The sequence below is a fragment of the Campylobacter concisus genome, from assembly GCF_003048905.1.
Lineage (GTDB): Bacteria > Campylobacterota > Campylobacteria > Campylobacterales > Campylobacteraceae > Campylobacter_A > Campylobacter_A concisus_V.
Genome location: NZ_PIRO01000007.1, coordinates 1 through 14,323, shown reverse-complemented (window position 1 = coordinate 14,323; position 14,323 = coordinate 1). Strand labels below are relative to the sequence as shown.

At 37.6% G+C, this 14,323-nt stretch carries 18 protein-coding genes; 11 read left to right on the top strand and 7 right to left on the bottom strand.

Annotated features, from left to right (window positions below; all coding sequences use genetic code 11):
- Positions 1-2: 2 nt before the first annotated feature.
- Complete coding sequence (locus CVS95_RS09035; RefSeq protein ID WP_107696379.1) at positions 3-1,280, top strand: dihydroorotase; 1,278 nt, start codon at positions 3-5, stop codon at positions 1,278-1,280.
- Positions 1,281-1,368: 88 nt separating this feature from the next.
- Here CVS95_RS09035 and CVS95_RS09030 read toward each other — a convergent pair whose 3' ends face one another.
- The 4 genes from CVS95_RS09030 to CVS95_RS09015 are packed head-to-tail and all read right to left on the bottom strand — an operon-like array spanning position 1,369 to position 4,323.
- Positions 1,369-2,658 carry a M28 family peptidase gene (locus CVS95_RS09030; protein WP_107696378.1) on the bottom strand — a complete coding sequence of 430 codons (1,290 nt, stop codon included), beginning with the start codon at positions 2,656-2,658 and terminating at the stop codon, positions 1,369-1,371.
- A gap of 15 nt (positions 2,659-2,673) precedes the next feature.
- The gene (locus CVS95_RS09025; protein ID WP_009294141.1) at positions 2,674-2,931 is read right to left on the bottom strand and encodes a heavy-metal-associated domain-containing protein; all 258 of its coding nucleotides are present in this window, start codon (positions 2,929-2,931) and stop codon (positions 2,674-2,676) included.
- Positions 2,924-3,247, bottom strand: a complete 324-nt coding sequence (locus CVS95_RS09020; RefSeq protein WP_021090140.1) for a hypothetical protein — start codon at positions 3,245-3,247, stop codon at positions 2,924-2,926. The genes CVS95_RS09025 and CVS95_RS09020 overlap by 8 nt, the downstream gene beginning before the upstream one ends.
- Positions 3,244-4,323, bottom strand: a complete 1,080-nt coding sequence (locus CVS95_RS09015; RefSeq protein WP_107696377.1) for a transglutaminase-like domain-containing protein — start codon at positions 4,321-4,323, stop codon at positions 3,244-3,246. The genes CVS95_RS09020 and CVS95_RS09015 overlap by 4 nt, the downstream gene beginning before the upstream one ends.
- A 91-nt stretch (positions 4,324-4,414) precedes the next feature.
- Between CVS95_RS09015 and CVS95_RS09685 the strand changes: the two genes are divergently transcribed.
- The 4 genes from CVS95_RS09685 to CVS95_RS09000 all read left to right on the top strand — a co-directional run bounded on the left by CVS95_RS09685 (position 4,415) and on the right by CVS95_RS09000 (position 7,460).
- A complete protein-coding gene (locus CVS95_RS09685) occupies positions 4,415-4,582 on the top strand; it encodes a hypothetical protein (protein WP_002942642.1) in 168 nt (55 codons plus the stop codon).
- A gap of 1 nt (position 4,583) precedes the next feature.
- A complete protein-coding gene (gene cmoB / locus CVS95_RS09010; protein WP_234400056.1) occupies positions 4,584-5,453 on the top strand; it encodes a tRNA 5-methoxyuridine(34)/uridine 5-oxyacetic acid(34) synthase CmoB in 870 nt (289 codons plus the stop codon).
- Between the two features lie 8 nt (positions 5,454-5,461).
- The gene (locus tag CVS95_RS09005) at positions 5,462-5,995 is read left to right on the top strand and encodes a thioesterase (protein WP_107696375.1); all 534 of its coding nucleotides are present in this window, start codon (positions 5,462-5,464) and stop codon (positions 5,993-5,995) included.
- Positions 5,996-6,182: 187 nt separating this feature from the next.
- Positions 6,183-7,460, top strand: a complete 1,278-nt coding sequence (locus CVS95_RS09000; RefSeq protein WP_107696374.1) for a major outer membrane protein — start codon at positions 6,183-6,185, stop codon at positions 7,458-7,460.
- A 175-nt stretch (positions 7,461-7,635) separates the two neighbouring features.
- On the opposite strand, the gene CVS95_RS08995 is transcribed toward CVS95_RS09000, so the two are convergent.
- Positions 7,636-8,238: an MBL fold metallo-hydrolase gene (locus CVS95_RS08995; protein WP_107696373.1), complete on the bottom strand. Its 603-nt coding sequence runs from the start codon at positions 8,236-8,238 to the stop codon at positions 7,636-7,638.
- A gap of 120 nt (positions 8,239-8,358) precedes the next feature.
- Here CVS95_RS08995 and CVS95_RS08990 point away from each other — a divergent pair, with 120 nt between their 5' ends.
- Genes CVS95_RS08990 through kdsB form a run of 6 tightly spaced genes read left to right on the top strand, consistent with a single transcriptional unit; the run spans position 8,359 to position 13,685 of the window.
- A complete protein-coding gene (locus tag CVS95_RS08990) occupies positions 8,359-9,096 on the top strand; it encodes an NAD+ synthase (RefSeq protein ID WP_103580590.1) in 738 nt (245 codons plus the stop codon).
- 10 nt (positions 9,097-9,106) lie between these two features.
- Entirely contained in the window at positions 9,107-10,237 is a 1,131-nt protein-coding gene (locus tag CVS95_RS08985; protein ID WP_107696372.1) for a DegT/DnrJ/EryC1/StrS family aminotransferase, read from the top strand.
- Positions 10,230-11,150, top strand: coding sequence for a tetraacyldisaccharide 4'-kinase (locus tag CVS95_RS08980; protein WP_107696371.1), 921 nt, complete (start codon positions 10,230-10,232; stop codon positions 11,148-11,150). Before CVS95_RS08985 ends, CVS95_RS08980 begins: the two co-directional genes overlap by 8 nt.
- A gap of 50 nt (positions 11,151-11,200) precedes the next feature.
- Entirely contained in the window at positions 11,201-11,515 is a 315-nt protein-coding gene (cutA, locus tag CVS95_RS10015) for a divalent cation tolerance protein CutA (protein ID WP_107696370.1), read from the top strand.
- A complete protein-coding gene (gene thrC, locus CVS95_RS08970; protein ID WP_107696369.1) occupies positions 11,512-12,975 on the top strand; it encodes a threonine synthase in 1,464 nt (487 codons plus the stop codon). Before cutA ends, thrC begins: the two co-directional genes overlap by 4 nt.
- Positions 12,972-13,685 (top strand): 3-deoxy-manno-octulosonate cytidylyltransferase, encoded by a 714-nt coding sequence (kdsB, locus tag CVS95_RS08965; RefSeq protein ID WP_107696368.1) that lies wholly within the window; start codon positions 12,972-12,974, stop codon positions 13,683-13,685. The genes thrC and kdsB overlap by 4 nt, the downstream gene beginning before the upstream one ends.
- A 106-nt stretch (positions 13,686-13,791) precedes the next feature.
- Here kdsB and CVS95_RS09680 read toward each other — a convergent pair whose 3' ends face one another.
- Both CVS95_RS09680 and CVS95_RS08960 read right to left on the bottom strand, forming a co-directional pair.
- The gene (locus CVS95_RS09680) at positions 13,792-13,965 is read right to left on the bottom strand and encodes a hypothetical protein (RefSeq protein WP_021091517.1); all 174 of its coding nucleotides are present in this window, start codon (positions 13,963-13,965) and stop codon (positions 13,792-13,794) included.
- Positions 13,966-14,211: a DNA-binding protein gene (locus CVS95_RS08960; protein WP_072594609.1), complete on the bottom strand. Its 246-nt coding sequence runs from the start codon at positions 14,209-14,211 to the stop codon at positions 13,966-13,968.
- Positions 14,212-14,323: the final 112 nt, after the last annotated feature.

The window sequence follows — 14,323 nt, the reverse complement described above, 5'->3', positions numbered from 1 at the left end:
CGATGAAAATAGCAATAATTAACGGCACTATCGTAAATAGCGACGAGAAATTTAAGGCAAATATCCTAATAGAAAACGGCAAAATAGCCAAAATCGGAAGTGAGAAATTTGAGGCCGATAAGGTCATCGACGCTACAAATAAGCTTGTAATGCCAGGACTTATCGACATGCACGTACACTTTCGCGATCCTGGTCAAGAGTATAAAGACGACATCATCTCAGGCTCGCAGGCAGCGGTGGCTGGAGGAGTGACAACCTGCCTTTGCATGGCTAACACAAACCCAGTAAATGACAACGCCTCGATCACAAGAGCGATGATAGAAAAGGCAAGAAACTGCGGGCTGATCGATCTTTTGCCAATTGCAGCCATTAGCAAAGGGCTTGGTGGCAATGAGATCGTCGAAATGGGCGATCTTATAGAGGCTGGCGCAGTCGCATTTAGTGACGATGGCTTACCAGTGACTAGCTCAAGCGTGATGAGAGCAGCACTTGAGTATTCAAGCATGTTTAATAGCTTTTGCATAAGCCACTCAGAGGACTGCTCGCTTTGCAGGCAGGGCGTCATGCATGAGGGCAAGGTCTCAGCCATACTTGGACTTCGCGGTATGGCGAGAGAGAAAGAGGAGATCGCAGTGAGCCGTGATATGCTGCTTGCAAAGCTCACCAAAGCGCACATCCACATCGCTCACGTAAGCTCAGAGTACTCGCTAAAGATCATCGAAATGGGCAAAAAAGAGGGCATAAATATCACGTGTGAAGCCACACCTCACCACTTTAGCTTTAGCGACGATGAAATTTTGAAAAATGCCTACGATACAAATTTTAAAATGTCACCGCCGCTTCGTGAGATAAGCGACGTAAAAGCTGTAAGAGAGGCGCTAAAAAGCGGTCTTATAGACGTTATCGCCACCGATCATGCCCCACACCACACGGACGAAAAGATAGTGGAATTTGACAAGGCGCCATTTGGTATCATCGGACTTCAAACCCTTGTGCCACTTACTCTAAAACTCGTAAATGAGGGTGTTATAAGCTTAGAGCGCATGGTGGAGCTAACATCGACAAATTCGGCTAAAATGCTAAATTTAAAAAATAAAGGCAGGCTTGCTGAAGGCATGCTAGCTGACATCGCTGTGATAGACCCTGAGATCGAGTATATTTATGATGAGAAGATAAACCGATCAAAATCGGTAAATTCTCCACTCTTTGGCAAAAAGCTAAAAGGCGCAGCGACTACTACTATAAAAAGTGGCAAGATCGTTTATGAGTTTGGAAAATAATATAAATTTGCTCTCGTTTGCGGGTAAATTTGACTTAGTTGCCTTAAGGTATAAAATTTGCTAGAAATTTCTAGCAAATTTTAGTTTTTTATGAGTTATATTTTTTAACGATACCGCGAACTACTTTTTCTATAAAAAGCGCAGAGGCTACTTCGCAGTGCTCTCTTGTAGAGTGAGGTGAGTAGATGTTTGGTCCAATAGAACATGCACTAAGACCTGCTTTTTTCTCCAAAAGCACTCCACACTCAAGTCCAGCATGCACAGCTGTTATCCTTGCATTTGGCTTATAAATTTTAAGCTCTTCTAAGATATCGTTTGCAAATTTATCATTTATAGGCTTCCAAGCTGGGTTTCTATCTTTTGAAATGACGTTAAAACCAACCGCTTTTGCAAGCTCTGAAATTTCAAATTCCATCCTGTTTAGCCCGTCTTTGCTCATAGATCTAGCGAAAAACTCCACTTCAAGTGTGCCATCATCTTTGATCTTTGCAAGTGAGAGATTGACACTATCTTGTGGTATGCCTAGCTCGCAGTTATAGGCTCTTACGCCTTGTGAAAATGAGTTAATTAAAGCTAAAATTTTCTCGCCATTTTCTAAAATTTCATCGCCAGTACCAAGCTTTTTCACGCTTAAATTCTCACACTCGCTCTTTAGCTCTTTATCGCTTAGAACCAGTGCAGTTGCGCCGCTTGGGATAGAGTTGCTTCGCTCGCCACCTTCAAATTTGACAAGCTTACAGCCATTTTTAGTCACAAATGCCGCCAAAATCTTGATCGCATTTGGGATATTTTTATGTATCTCGTTGCCAGAGTGTCCGCCAGGAAGCCCACTTACTTTTACTTCATAAAGCGTGCTCTCTTTTGTTTTTTTGCTATTAAGCGAGATAGTGGCAAATAAATTTACACCACCAGCGCAGCCGATAGTGACTCTATCGTCCTCTTCACTATCTAAATTTAAAAGCTTATCGGCTTTGAGATCGCCACTAAAGTCAGTGGCTCCGATCATGCCGACTTCTTCGTTGTTTGTAAAGAGGCACTCTATGTCGTCAAATTCGCTTATCATCTGCATCATGATAGCCACGCCGATGCCGTTATCGGCACCTAAAGATGAGTTTTTAGCTCTCATGTAGCCATCATCGCCGTAAACTATCTCGATCTTTGGAGCATCGCCCATGCAGACCATATCGTAGTGACTTTGCAAGCAAATTTTTGGCTTGCCTTTAAACGCATGAATGTTGCCAAAGCTATCGACCACAACTTCACAGCCCTTATCTTTTGCATAGCTAGCTAGAAAATCACGCATCTTATCGGTCTCATAACTGCAGTGCGGTATCGTAGTAAGTGTCTCAAATTTCTTTAAAATTTCACTCTTTGACATATTGCCTCCATAAATTTATTTTATCTCGCCCTTATAGCCAGTCGCATCGACTGCTTTTAAAAGCTCTTTTTCATCGACCTTATCATCTGCTATAACGACAGCTTTTCGCTCTTTTAGCGATACATCTGCCTTTTTTACGCCCTCAACGCTAAGAGCAGCCTTTCTTACTATCGCCGTGCAAAGCGGGCAGTGCATGCTAGGTACTGAAATTTCTATCTTTTTATCAGCGTAGCTTGCAGCCACTAAAAGGGCTAAAACTAAAATTTTACGCATAAATTTCTCCTAAAAGCTCTGGGTATGTAAGGAGTAAAAGCAAAATTACTCCAAAAAGTATATATATAAGTATCCATTTTTTCTTTTTATAGCTTAGGTTGCAGCTTTTTGGCTTGTAAAATAATGCAATGCCAGAGATCACAAAGCAAATGACCGCCACGACGCTTAAAGGGACGCGGTACTCGTATAAATTTTGTGTCCAAGATAGAAATGAAAAAGATGTGCCAAAAAGCAAGAAAAGAAGTGCCGGCAAGCAGCACAAGGTAGCGCCAATAGCACTACCTATGGATGTTAGTATCAGCCAAAAGGCTCTCATTTTAGCTCTGTTGAGACGTAGTCGTAGCTAAATTCTTTTGGCGAATAGTAGTTTTGTGTGTTGCCATCAACCTCAGCGTATGGATAGCCAAAGTTGTTTAGTGGAGTTTGCTCTGGGGTTGGCTTTAAGATAAAGTCACGGCCGTAGTTAAAGCCTATCCAGCACATTTCCCAGTTGCCAAAACAATACTCTCTCACAGCTACGATCTTAGCGTCATCATTTGTTAGCTTCTCGCCCAGTCTTACCTTTGTGACATCCGCTGGATCAACTGGTATCCAACCATAGCCTTTTAAGTAAAACTCAGCCCTACAGTGCTGTCCGCCTGAAATTTTAGCTACGCCGTCTTTTGCGCTACCCATTTGATCTGAAAATCTAGACTGACCAACCCTGATACCAAAAATTTCTCTTGCTGGAATGCCAATTGATCTGCAAAGTCCAACAAAAACCGAGTTTATGTCGGTGCATTTGCCAACTAGTTTTCCACTTTCTAGTATTGCTCTAACGTCGCCTGTGCCACATCCTAGGATGCTGTTATCACGCTGCATAGTGTTTGCAACCCACGTATAGATCGCTTTTGCGCGCTCTAAATCGCCTTTAGTATCGCCGATAATCTCTAGCGCTTTTGCTCTTACGACGCCGTCAGTTGGGATGTGTGAAGTTGGTTTTAAAAACTCCAAAACAGCAGGATCTACCTTCTCGTTTGGATCGTAATTTACCTTGCTAAAGTCAGTGTTACGCTCTGTTGTTTGAATTTTAAACTGCACATTTAAGATAGGTCTTGGCTCATTTTCTTCAAAATCAGCATACATTGTAGGTATTAGCGTATCTGAAATATAAACATTTTTAGCGGTTGTGTTTATGACATAGTCTTGTGTTAGGTGTTGATAGGTTGTATTTAGTGGAAGTGGTAACCAAATTTTTGAGCTCTTGCCTTTTTCAAGCAGCTGGTGTTTAAAATTTACATCAAAATTTCTGATTACTGGGCTTGCTGGCTCATCGCTAGCTAAACTAACATTTGGAAGCAGACTAGCTGCACCTAAAAGACCGCCGAATTTAAAAAAATCTCTTCTTTGCATGAGATGCCTTTTGTTTAATATTAGCCAAACTTGGCTCTAAAACTGCCTGCTATTCTAGCATAAAAATTTTATTTATGATAAAATCCGCCACATGAAAAAGATTATATTTTTAGGCTTTATAGCGTTATTTTGCAACGGTTGTCTTTACATGAATGAGCGTGGAGTTTCGACTCAATATTATAATGACTGTAAAGAGTATTATGACGCGACTGGCACCTACCAAAAAGAGTGTCCACACAACATCGTCGACTGGAAATAGCGTGGATCTTAGTAAATTTAATGAGCAGCAAAAGCAAATTTATAATAGGATAGAAAATTTAGCAAATTTTGACTGCGAACTCGAGTTAAAAGATAGTGTAAATGTGAAATTTAAGAATTTACATCAAGCTAGAAAAGATGAAATTTATGATCTTGCCCTTAGCCTAAAGCCTTGGCGAAAAGGGCCATTTTTGCTTGATGATATATATATAGATAGCGAGTGGCAAAGTTTTATTAAATTTAATATCCTAGCTTCCCACCTAAATTTAGCTGGCAAAAGCGTGGCTGATGTGGGTTGCAACAATGGATATTATATGTTTAAGATGCTTGAATACGCCCCAAAAAGCATAACTGGCTTTGATCCTAGCGTGCATACATATTTGCAGTTTGCTTTTTTAAATAAATTTATCCGCTCAAATATCGCTTACGAGCTTCTTGGGGTAGAGAGCTTGCCAGAGTTTGAAGTAAAATTTGACACCATTTTTTGCCTTGGCGTGATATATCACAGAAGCGATCCCATAAAGATGCTAAAAGAGCTAAAAATGGCTTTGAATCCTGGAGGCGAGCTATTTTTAGATACGATGTATATAGATATGGATGGTGATTTTGCGCTGAGCCCAAAAGATAGATACTCAAAAATTCCAAATATCTATTTTGTGCCGACGCTCTCGGCACTTCAAAACTGGTGCGAGAGAGCTAAATTTAGGGATTTTACCCTGCTTGAAACAAAGGCGACTGATCTAAATGAGCAGCGAAAAACGCAGTGGATAGATGGAGAGAGTCTTGGAAATTTCTTAGACCCAGATGACAGCACAAAGACTATCGAGGGCTACCCAGCGCCAAAAAGAGCATATGTTAGAGTTAAAATTTAAGGATAAAAATGGCAGAAGAAAATATCTATGATACAAAAGATGAATCGCAAATAATCTTACCAGAAGATGAAAATCCATTAAGAAATGAGATCAAAACCGCTCCACTTACAAAGCTAAATTTTAGTGGAACGGCATTTTTACTTGAAAAAAATCACGCAAAGACTAGATTTTTTACTACAGATGATATGGTGTGCGATACTGAGGGGCTTATTCATAGTGGATTTATTTTTATGGGCGCAAATCATGCCGCTCTTTTAGCCATTAATGAAGAATTTTGCGTTAGTATCGGAGCTAGGATAAATTTCTTTGGACCGCTAAAGCTTGGTGATGTAGTGGAATTTGACGCTCAAGCAAGATTTGAAGAGAGCAGAAAAAGGGAAGTAAAAGTGCTTGGATATGTTAAAGATATAAAAATTTTTGAAGGAATATTTCAACTTGTTACACTTGAAGAGCATATCTTCTTGGCTCAACAAAAAAATATCCAAAAAGAAGCTGCTATAAGGCAAAAAAAAGAGCGAGAAGAAGCTAAGGCTAATAGCTAAAAGTAAGTAAAAATTTTTGATTTTTAATCCCAAATAAAACAAAATTTTAAAAAGACAATCTTTATCTCATTATCCTATTTTGGTAAATAATTGGTAACATTTTTTAAATTTTTAAGAAAAATTAAGCAATAAAATTAATTTTCTATGATAATATCCTTTCAAAACTTTTTATCAAAAGGAGATTTAGATGAAACTTACAAAAGTTAGCTTAGCTGCTTTGGTTGCTTTAGGTGCATTTTCAAGCGTTGCAAGTGCAACTCCACTTGAAGAAGCTATAAAAAATGTAGATCTTTCAGGATTTGCAAGATATCGTTATACAAATGATAACCGTGATAGAAAAGCTGATACAAAAGCTGGCACAAATGATACTGCTGGGCATGCGTTTAGAATGCAAACATCATTTAAAGCTGCAATTGATGATAACTTCTTTGGCGTTTTAACACTAAGATATGCTGCTACAGATGGTTCTGGTGACAACAATGAAAAAAGAGACGCCAATGGAGGAATAATTGATGGTACAGATAAAACAAATACAACAAATTCTTTTGGTGTATATGAGATGTATCTAGGATACAAAGTATCTAACACTACTATTACAGCTGGTAAACAACTTATCAAAACTTTCTATGATGATGGTGATATAGCAGCTACTGGTCTAAAAGCGGTAAGTACAGATGTATCTGGTCTTACTTTAACAGCTGCTGCTTATGATGCCATAGAAAACAATAGTGATGAAGTAGATGGACCTTTCCTAAAAGAAGTAACGGATGGTACAAAATTCCATGACGCTCCTGCTAATCTTTATTATTTAGGTGCAGTTGGTAGCTACGACCCAGTATCATTTAAAGTAGCTATTGCAAATCTACAAGAAATAGCAACACTTTATGGTGCTGAAGCAGCATTTAGCTTTAATGTAACTGACGATATAAACCTAAACCTAAAAGGTCAATATGTTTATAGTGATTCAGATCACAAAAAAGTAACTGATGCTGACTTTTGGGCTGTTCAAGCTGGAACAAAACTATTTGGTGCTAAATTTAATGCTGGTTATTTAGAATTTGACGCTAAAAATAGAGATAGAGATACTAGAAATAGCGGTAAAATCGCATTTACATCAATCGATGCAAATGGTCAGCTAATCAACCCAGCTAAAATATTAAATGGTGTAATGAGTGGTGGCAAACAATACTACAATAATATCAAAGGTGACAACGATTACTGGTTTGTTAATGCTGGATATGATATAGATAAATTTGGTCTTGGTGCTGGTTATACTCAAGGTAAAGGTACAAGCTATGCTCTTAATAAAGAGAGAGCAAAAAGAAATGAGTGGTATGCACAAGCTAGCTACAAATATAGCAAAAAACTTAATTTCCTAACTTGGTATGCAGCTGCTAAAGATAAAAAAGATAGCGAAAGCTTTAAACAAAATCGTATAAGATTTGAAGCAAAATATAGCTTCTAAAACATTATATCCGAGCGAGTTTTCGCTCGGACCTCTTTAAAATTTAAAATAGACCCCATACAAAATTTTTCTATCTTTTTTGATTGACTCTTAGTTTTATAAAAAAATATAAATTTTAATAGTGGTTAAGCGTATTTTAGAAGTTTGAAACTTGAAATTAATACCACCGAAATTTTTAGCTATTTTTTACTATATCTATCCAATAATCAATATTGTTTTGCTCGGCCTTTAGCGTACCGCCTTCTCCGTGTCCTGGATAAAGTGTGAAGTTACCTTTTAAATTTTTACACTTTTCTAGGCTTTTTAACATTTCATTTTTATCTGAAAAAGGAAAATCCCAGCGTCCTATGCTTCCTCTAAATAAAAAATCTCCACTAAACATCATGTCATCTATCTCTATCATCGAGCAACCTGGTGTATGTCCTGGAAAATGATGAAATTTGATGCAAAAATCATCAATGTTAAAATTTTCATCATTATCAACTAAAACATCCGGAGTAAAAGTACTTTTCATATAACCAAAAATATCACTCTCACACATGAAAGCATCAAATTTGTTAATATAAACTGGAATTTCTAGCTCATTTTTTAGTTCGCTCACGTCAAAGATATGGTCAAAATGCCCGTGAGTACAAAGGATGGTTTTTAAATTTTTAGCATTTTGCAAAACCCATTCTTTTGCCCCGTCTCCTGGATCTATCACTAAAGATGAGTCATGTTTTGTAACGATGTAACAATTAGTGCCAAAATCTCCAAAACTTTTGTGCATTACTCTCATTTTTTACCTTAAATTTATTATTTCTTAAAATTTTACATCTTTTTACTTAAACTTAAAGAAAAATTTTAAATTTAATGAGTATAATTTTTGCAAAAGGAAGCAAATCTAGGCAAAGGAAGAATGAAGGAGTATCAAAAGATTGAAGAAACTTTAGTTTTTAGCTTAAAAGATAAAACTAAAGATAAAAATTTGTTGTTGGGTGTTAGTGGAGGTATTGATTCTGCTGTGGTAGCGACTTTGTGTGCAAGAGCAAAACCAAATGAAACTCATGCACTCATCATGCCAACAGCATCATCAAACAGACAAAATATGGACGATGCCTTAAATTTATGCGAAAAATTAAACATAAAATATAAGGTTTTATCCATAGAGGGTATTTTAAATGCCTTTTACGAAACGATAGATGTAAATTTAAGCAATTTAAGAAAAGGGAATTTAGCAGCTAGAGTTAGAATGAGCTTGCTTTATGATTATTCATCTAGTATAAACGCTCTAGTTATCGGAACAAGCAACAAAAGTGAGCTTATGCTTGGATACGGTACGATATTTGGGGATTTAGCATGTGCAATAAATCCTATCGGAGAGCTTTACAAAAGTGAAATTTTTGAATTTGCAAAACATCTTGGGGTTGATAAAAATTTTATCAACAAAGCACCTTCGGCTGATTTGTGGGATGGACAAAGTGACGAAGGCGACATAGGTTACAGTTATGCTGTTATCGATGAGATTTTAGAAAATTTAGAAAATAACAAGGAGCAAGTCATCAAAAAGTTTGGATTAAAAGCAGTATCGGATATAGAAAATAGAGTTGTTTCAAACAGGTTTAAACGACAAATGCCGTTGATAGTGAAAATTTAAAGGATTAAAGATGAGAGAGATTCCGTTTTATAGACCAACTATCACTGAGCGTGAAAGTGAGCTTATTGAGGAGGCTTTGCACTCTGAAAATACTACTAATATCGTTGCTAGATTTGAAGAGAAGTTAAAAGAGTATTTTGGTGCAAAATTTGTAGTTACCACAAATAATATCGCGGCCGCACATCACTTGGCACTAAGCGCGCTTGACACTAAACGCGGAGATAAGGTCATTTGCTCCATAAATGCTTTTCCTAGCATTGCACAAGCTGTTAGACATTTTGATGCTGAACCTATTTTTGTGGATGTTGATGAAGAAGATTTTAATATCTGCCCAGATGCCCTTGAGAAAGTGCTAAAAGAGCAAAATCATAAAAAATTAAAATGTGCTTTTATCTCTCATATCGCAGGTCAAAGTGCTAGGATGGATGAGATAACGGCGGTTTGTGAGAAATACGGTGTAAAAATTTTAGATGATGCAAATCGCGGTATGGGACTAACATACAATGGTAAAAAAGTTGGCTCAGACTCCTTTTTGTCATGCTTTCAAACACATTCGCGTGTACAAAATCCTATATCAACGGTTGGATTTTTTACGACAAATGATGAGGAAATTTATAAAAGAGCAAAACTACTTCGTAACTATGCTCTTGTAAATGGCATTGATAAATTTGGTAGCTTGAGTTATATTTATGATGTCGTAGATATTGGCTTAAAGTATGATATAAACTCGATAAATGCAGCATTTTCTATTGCACAACTAGAAAGAACAGATAAGCTCATACAAAGAAGACAAGAGATCGCAAGAATTTATGATAAAGAGCTTGGCGAGTGCCACAATATAACAATCCCTGTCAAAAAACGCGAGCACATTTATACTCAGTATATTATTAAGATAAATAAAAATCGTGACGGCTTTGCTAGAGAGCTTTTGGAACACGGCATTCATACATCATTGCACTACATACCGATACATTTACTAAGTTATTACAAAAACAAATACTCACTTAAAGTAAATGATTTTCCAAATGCTTTAAAAAATTATCAGCAAGTGTTGTCACTGCCTATTTATCATAGTTTGAGTGACGAAGAGGTGCAATATATCTGCAACAAAGTAAAAGAAATTTCTAAAAATCGTGTTTAGGAAATTGAATATTTTTTTGCATTCTTGGGCGAATGACTACTTCTTTCGCCCAAATTTCTTCCAAATTTTACTAGCATTTTTACTTTTGCCATTAAGTTTTATCTATTTTCTTATTGTTATTTTTAAGAAATTTACTGCTAGAAAAATAGACTTTGGCATAAAGATAATAAGCATGGGAAATTTGACACTTGGAGGAAGTGGTAAGACCCCGCTTTGCGTGGCAATTGCTAAGAATTTCGAGGGCGCTTTTATTATTCTTAGAGGCTACAAAAGAAAGAGCAAAGGCATGCAAGTTGTCGCTCGAAATGGCGAAATTTTGCTTGACGTAGCAGCAAGCGGCGATGAAGCAATGATATACGCTACAAGCCTTAAAAACGCAAATGTAATAGTAAGCGAAGATAGAAAAGTAGCTATAGATTACGCTAAAACTCACGGCGCAAAGTATATCTTACTGGATGATGGATTTTCTAAATTTGACATAGCCAAATTTGACATTCTAGTACGCCCAAATCCAGAGCCAAAGCTAAAATTTTGCCTGCCAAGTGGAGCTTACAGATATCCATTTAGCTTTTATAAATTTGCTGATTTTGTGGCGATTGAAGGGCAAACTCATTTTAGAAAGAGTGAAATTTTAAATAAAAGCGAAAAAATGGTACTAGTAACCGCCATAGCAAACCCAGAGCGCCTCAAGCCATTTTTTGATGAGTGCATAGCTCGCGTCTTTTTTCCTGACCATTATGATTTTTCAAAAGATGAACTAAGTGAAATTTTGCAAAGTTACGGTGCCACCTCGCTTTTGATGACGCAAAAGGACTATGTAAAGGCAAAAGATTTTGGTTTGCCAGTATCGCTTATCACGCTTGAAGTTACGCTAAGCGAGGATTTTAAAAAGGTTTTGGCGCAGCAAATTTAAGCCCATTTTGTTATAATGAGCCACTTTTTAAAAGGAAAATTTAGATCAAAATGAGAATTTTAATCACCTCAGTCGCAAAGAAAAAAGAGGCAAAAAAACTAAGCAAAAAGCTCGTGAAAAAGGGCCTTACTGCTTGTGTGAGTAGCTTTAGCGCAAAAAGCGTATATATCTGGCAAGAGAAGCTTTTTGGTGAAAAAGAGCAAATTTTACTCATAAAAACAGACGAGAAATTTAAAAAAGTAGCTAAATTTATAAGAAAGCACCACAGCTACGAAACCCCAGAAATTTTGGCACTTAAGCCAAAAGAGGTATTTGAAAAATACGAAAAATGGATAAAAAAATCAACCAAAAAAGGCAAAAAATGAGACTAACACCAACTAGAAGCATGAAAGATGAAAAGGTAAAAAATGTAAATTTAAGCACAGCCATGCTTAGTCCAAGCTCCGCTCACGGCGGACTTTATGCGCCCAAAAAGTTACCAAAGATCACAAAGGCAAAGTGGCAAGAGCTTTCAAGCCTAAGCTACGAGAAGCTTGCATTTCACATCATCTCGCTATTTAAATTTGACGTGCCAGAGGCGTTTTTCAAAAAGGCGGTTAAGAGATACGCGAGTTTTGACGATCCAAAGCACCCAGTCATTTTTAAAAAAATAGATAAAAATTTATACGTAAACGAGCTATATCACGGCCCAACTAGGGCATTTAAGGATATGGCACTTCAGCCCTTTGGATCGCTGCTTAGCCAACTAGCAAATGAAAGAGGCGAAAGATACCTTATCATGTGCGCAACTAGCGGTGACACGGGTCCTGCGACACTTCAGACTTTTGCAAATGACGAGAATATCAAGGTCGTTTGCCTCTATCCAGATGGCGGCACGAGCGAGGTTCAAAAGCTTCAGATGCAGACTATGCAGGGTGAAAATTTAAAGGTTTTTGGCATAAAAGGCGACTTTGACGACGCCCAAAGAGCGCTAAAAACGCTGCTTGCAAATGATAAATTTAAGGCCGAGCTTAAGAAAAAGCGCCTTAAACTAAGCGCGGCGAACTCGGTAAATTTTGGCAGAATCCTCTTTCAGATCATCTACCACGCCTACGCCTACGCAAATTTACTAAAACAAAAGGCATTTAAGGCAAACGAGAGCTTTGACATCATCGTGCCAAGTGGAAATTTTGGCAATGCACTTGGGGCGTATTACGCTAAAAAAATGGGCGCAAAGATCGGCAAGATCAAGATCGCTTCAAACGCAAATAACATCTTGACGCAGTTTTTCACAACCGGCGTTTACGACTTAAGAGACAAAAAGCTGGTTAAGACGATAAGCCCAGCTATGGACATTTTGATCAGTTCAAACGTCGAGCGCTTGCTGTTTGATAAATTTGGAAGCGTTAGAGCTAATGAACTCATGCAAAGCCTAGCAAAAAACAAATTTTATAAGCTTAGCAAGCAAGAGCTTGAAGCGCTACAAGAGGACTTTGAGGCTAGCTGGTGCGACGACAAAGAGTGCGAGGCATACATCGCAAAGCTCGCAAAGAGCGGCTACGCGATCGATCCGCATACGGCTACTTGCTTTAAGATGGTGGATGCTAGCCGCATAAATGTCATCACATCGACCGCGCACTGGGTGAAATTTACGCCAAGCATGATCAAAGCGTGCCAGATCAAAGATACAAAAGATGAAAAAGATGCGCTGGCAAAGACCGCTAAAATCTTAAATGATAGCGTGCCAAGCTCGATAAACTCGCTATTTAGCGCGAAAATTTTGCATAAAAACATCATAAAAGAGGACGAGATCGAGAAGTGCGTTCTAGAATGGATCGAGCGATGATAATCATCCCAGCCCGCCTTGCTTCAACAAGGTTTAGCAACAAAATTTTAAAAGAGATAAACGGCGTGCCGATGTTTGTGGCGACGGCTCTTAGAGTAAGCGGCGTGGATGATGTGGCGGTTGCGGTGGATGAGCCAAGCGTGCTTGATATCGCCAAGGCTCACGGCATAAAAGCGGTGCTAACTAGCAAAGATCATCAAAGTGGCACTGACAGGATAAACGAAGCGGCGCAAATTTTGGGGCTAAGCGAGAGCGAGATCATCATAAATGTTCAGGCTGATGAGCCATTTATCGAGCCTGAAAATATCGCTAAATTTAGGGCATTTTGCGAGCAAAATAGGCAAAATGCCTTTATGTTTTCTTGCTACAAAAAGATGGACGATGAGTTTGCGGATGATAAAAATTTAGTCAAAGTGGTGACCGATTTTGAGGGCTATGCGCTTTATTTTTCAAGATCGAGGATACCATTTAACAGAAGCGAGTGCAAAAGCTATAAGGCGCACCTTGGCATTTACGGATACAGCGTAAAAAGCTTAAAAGAGTTTTGTGCTCTTATGCCTTCAAGCCTTGAAAATACCGAAAAGCTCGAGCAGCTACGCGCCCTAGAAAATGGCAAAAAGATAGCAATGCTAGAGGTTGAGAGCCAAAGTATCGGCATCGATAGCGAAGAGGACTACCAAAGAGCGCTAGCTAAATTTGGTAAAAAATAATTCGGCAAATTCTCTTTAAATAAAGTCGATATTTAAGGAGAATTTATCTAAATTATTAATCTTTAAATGCAGCAAAAAATATTTTTTCTACTCAAATAATATAAAACTAATTTTTCTTGATTTTTATTTTTTTAATTCTGTCTTTAACTACGTAAAATTTTAAAATCGCACTCGAGTAAAAGTCTTTATAGAAACCTAAAAATTTAGGCTCTTTCTTAGTGCAGATAGCTGCAAACACGCTTTCAAGGTCTATTCTCTCTTTTTGTGTCAAATTTTCCATCTATTTTCCTAATAACTTCCTCATCTTATTGATAACAAATAATATTTCATCGTCGTCAAGCTCACAAAGAAGTTTGCAAACTGCAGCAGCAGCTTGTGGCTTTGAGTTGCCAAGCCTCCAATCTTGATATGTTCTCATTGGTACACCAAGCTCTTCTGCCATTTTTGCTTGTGAAATTTTCTTACCGATATTTTTTGCCTCAACTGCATTGTGAAGCAAATTAAATATATCACTTGTTTCAATCATTAAAGTATTATACGGATTATTTTATTAAATATACATAAAATAATATATAAATAATAGTAATACGTATAAATAAATTAAAATATATTATATATTATACTATAAAACATTATAT

Coding starts and splice junctions, on each gene's coding strand:
- CVS95_RS09015 (WP_107696377.1), bottom strand. CDS start 4,323: ATGCAAAGAAGAGATTTTTTTAAATTCGGCGGTCTTTTAGGTGCAGCT.
- CVS95_RS09035 (WP_107696379.1), top strand. CDS start 3: ATGAAAATAGCAATAATTAACGGCACTATCGTAAATAGCGACGAGAAA.
- CVS95_RS09680 (WP_021091517.1), bottom strand. CDS start 13,965: ATGGAAAATTTGACACAAAAAGAGAGAATAGACCTTGAAAGCGTGTTT.
- CVS95_RS08960 (WP_072594609.1), bottom strand. CDS start 14,211: ATGATTGAAACAAGTGATATATTTAATTTGCTTCACAATGCAGTTGAG.
- cutA (WP_107696370.1), top strand. CDS start 11,201: ATGAGAATTTTAATCACCTCAGTCGCAAAGAAAAAAGAGGCAAAAAAA.
- CVS95_RS08985 (WP_107696372.1), top strand. CDS start 9,107: ATGAGAGAGATTCCGTTTTATAGACCAACTATCACTGAGCGTGAAAGT.
- CVS95_RS09000 (WP_107696374.1), top strand. CDS start 6,183: ATGAAACTTACAAAAGTTAGCTTAGCTGCTTTGGTTGCTTTAGGTGCA.
- CVS95_RS09020 (WP_021090140.1), bottom strand. CDS start 3,247: ATGAGAGCCTTTTGGCTGATACTAACATCCATAGGTAGTGCTATTGGC.
- CVS95_RS09685 (WP_002942642.1), top strand. CDS start 4,415: ATGAAAAAGATTATATTTTTAGGCTTTATAGCGTTATTTTGCAACGGT.
- kdsB (WP_107696368.1), top strand. CDS start 12,972: ATGATAATCATCCCAGCCCGCCTTGCTTCAACAAGGTTTAGCAACAAA.
- CVS95_RS09005 (WP_107696375.1), top strand. CDS start 5,462: ATGGCAGAAGAAAATATCTATGATACAAAAGATGAATCGCAAATAATC.
- CVS95_RS09030 (WP_107696378.1), bottom strand. CDS start 2,658: ATGTCAAAGAGTGAAATTTTAAAGAAATTTGAGACACTTACTACGATA.
- CVS95_RS08990 (WP_103580590.1), top strand. CDS start 8,359: ATGAAGGAGTATCAAAAGATTGAAGAAACTTTAGTTTTTAGCTTAAAA.
- CVS95_RS08995 (WP_107696373.1), bottom strand. CDS start 8,238: ATGAGAGTAATGCACAAAAGTTTTGGAGATTTTGGCACTAATTGTTAC.
- thrC (WP_107696369.1), top strand. CDS start 11,512: ATGAGACTAACACCAACTAGAAGCATGAAAGATGAAAAGGTAAAAAAT.
- CVS95_RS09025 (WP_009294141.1), bottom strand. CDS start 2,931: ATGCGTAAAATTTTAGTTTTAGCCCTTTTAGTGGCTGCAAGCTACGCT.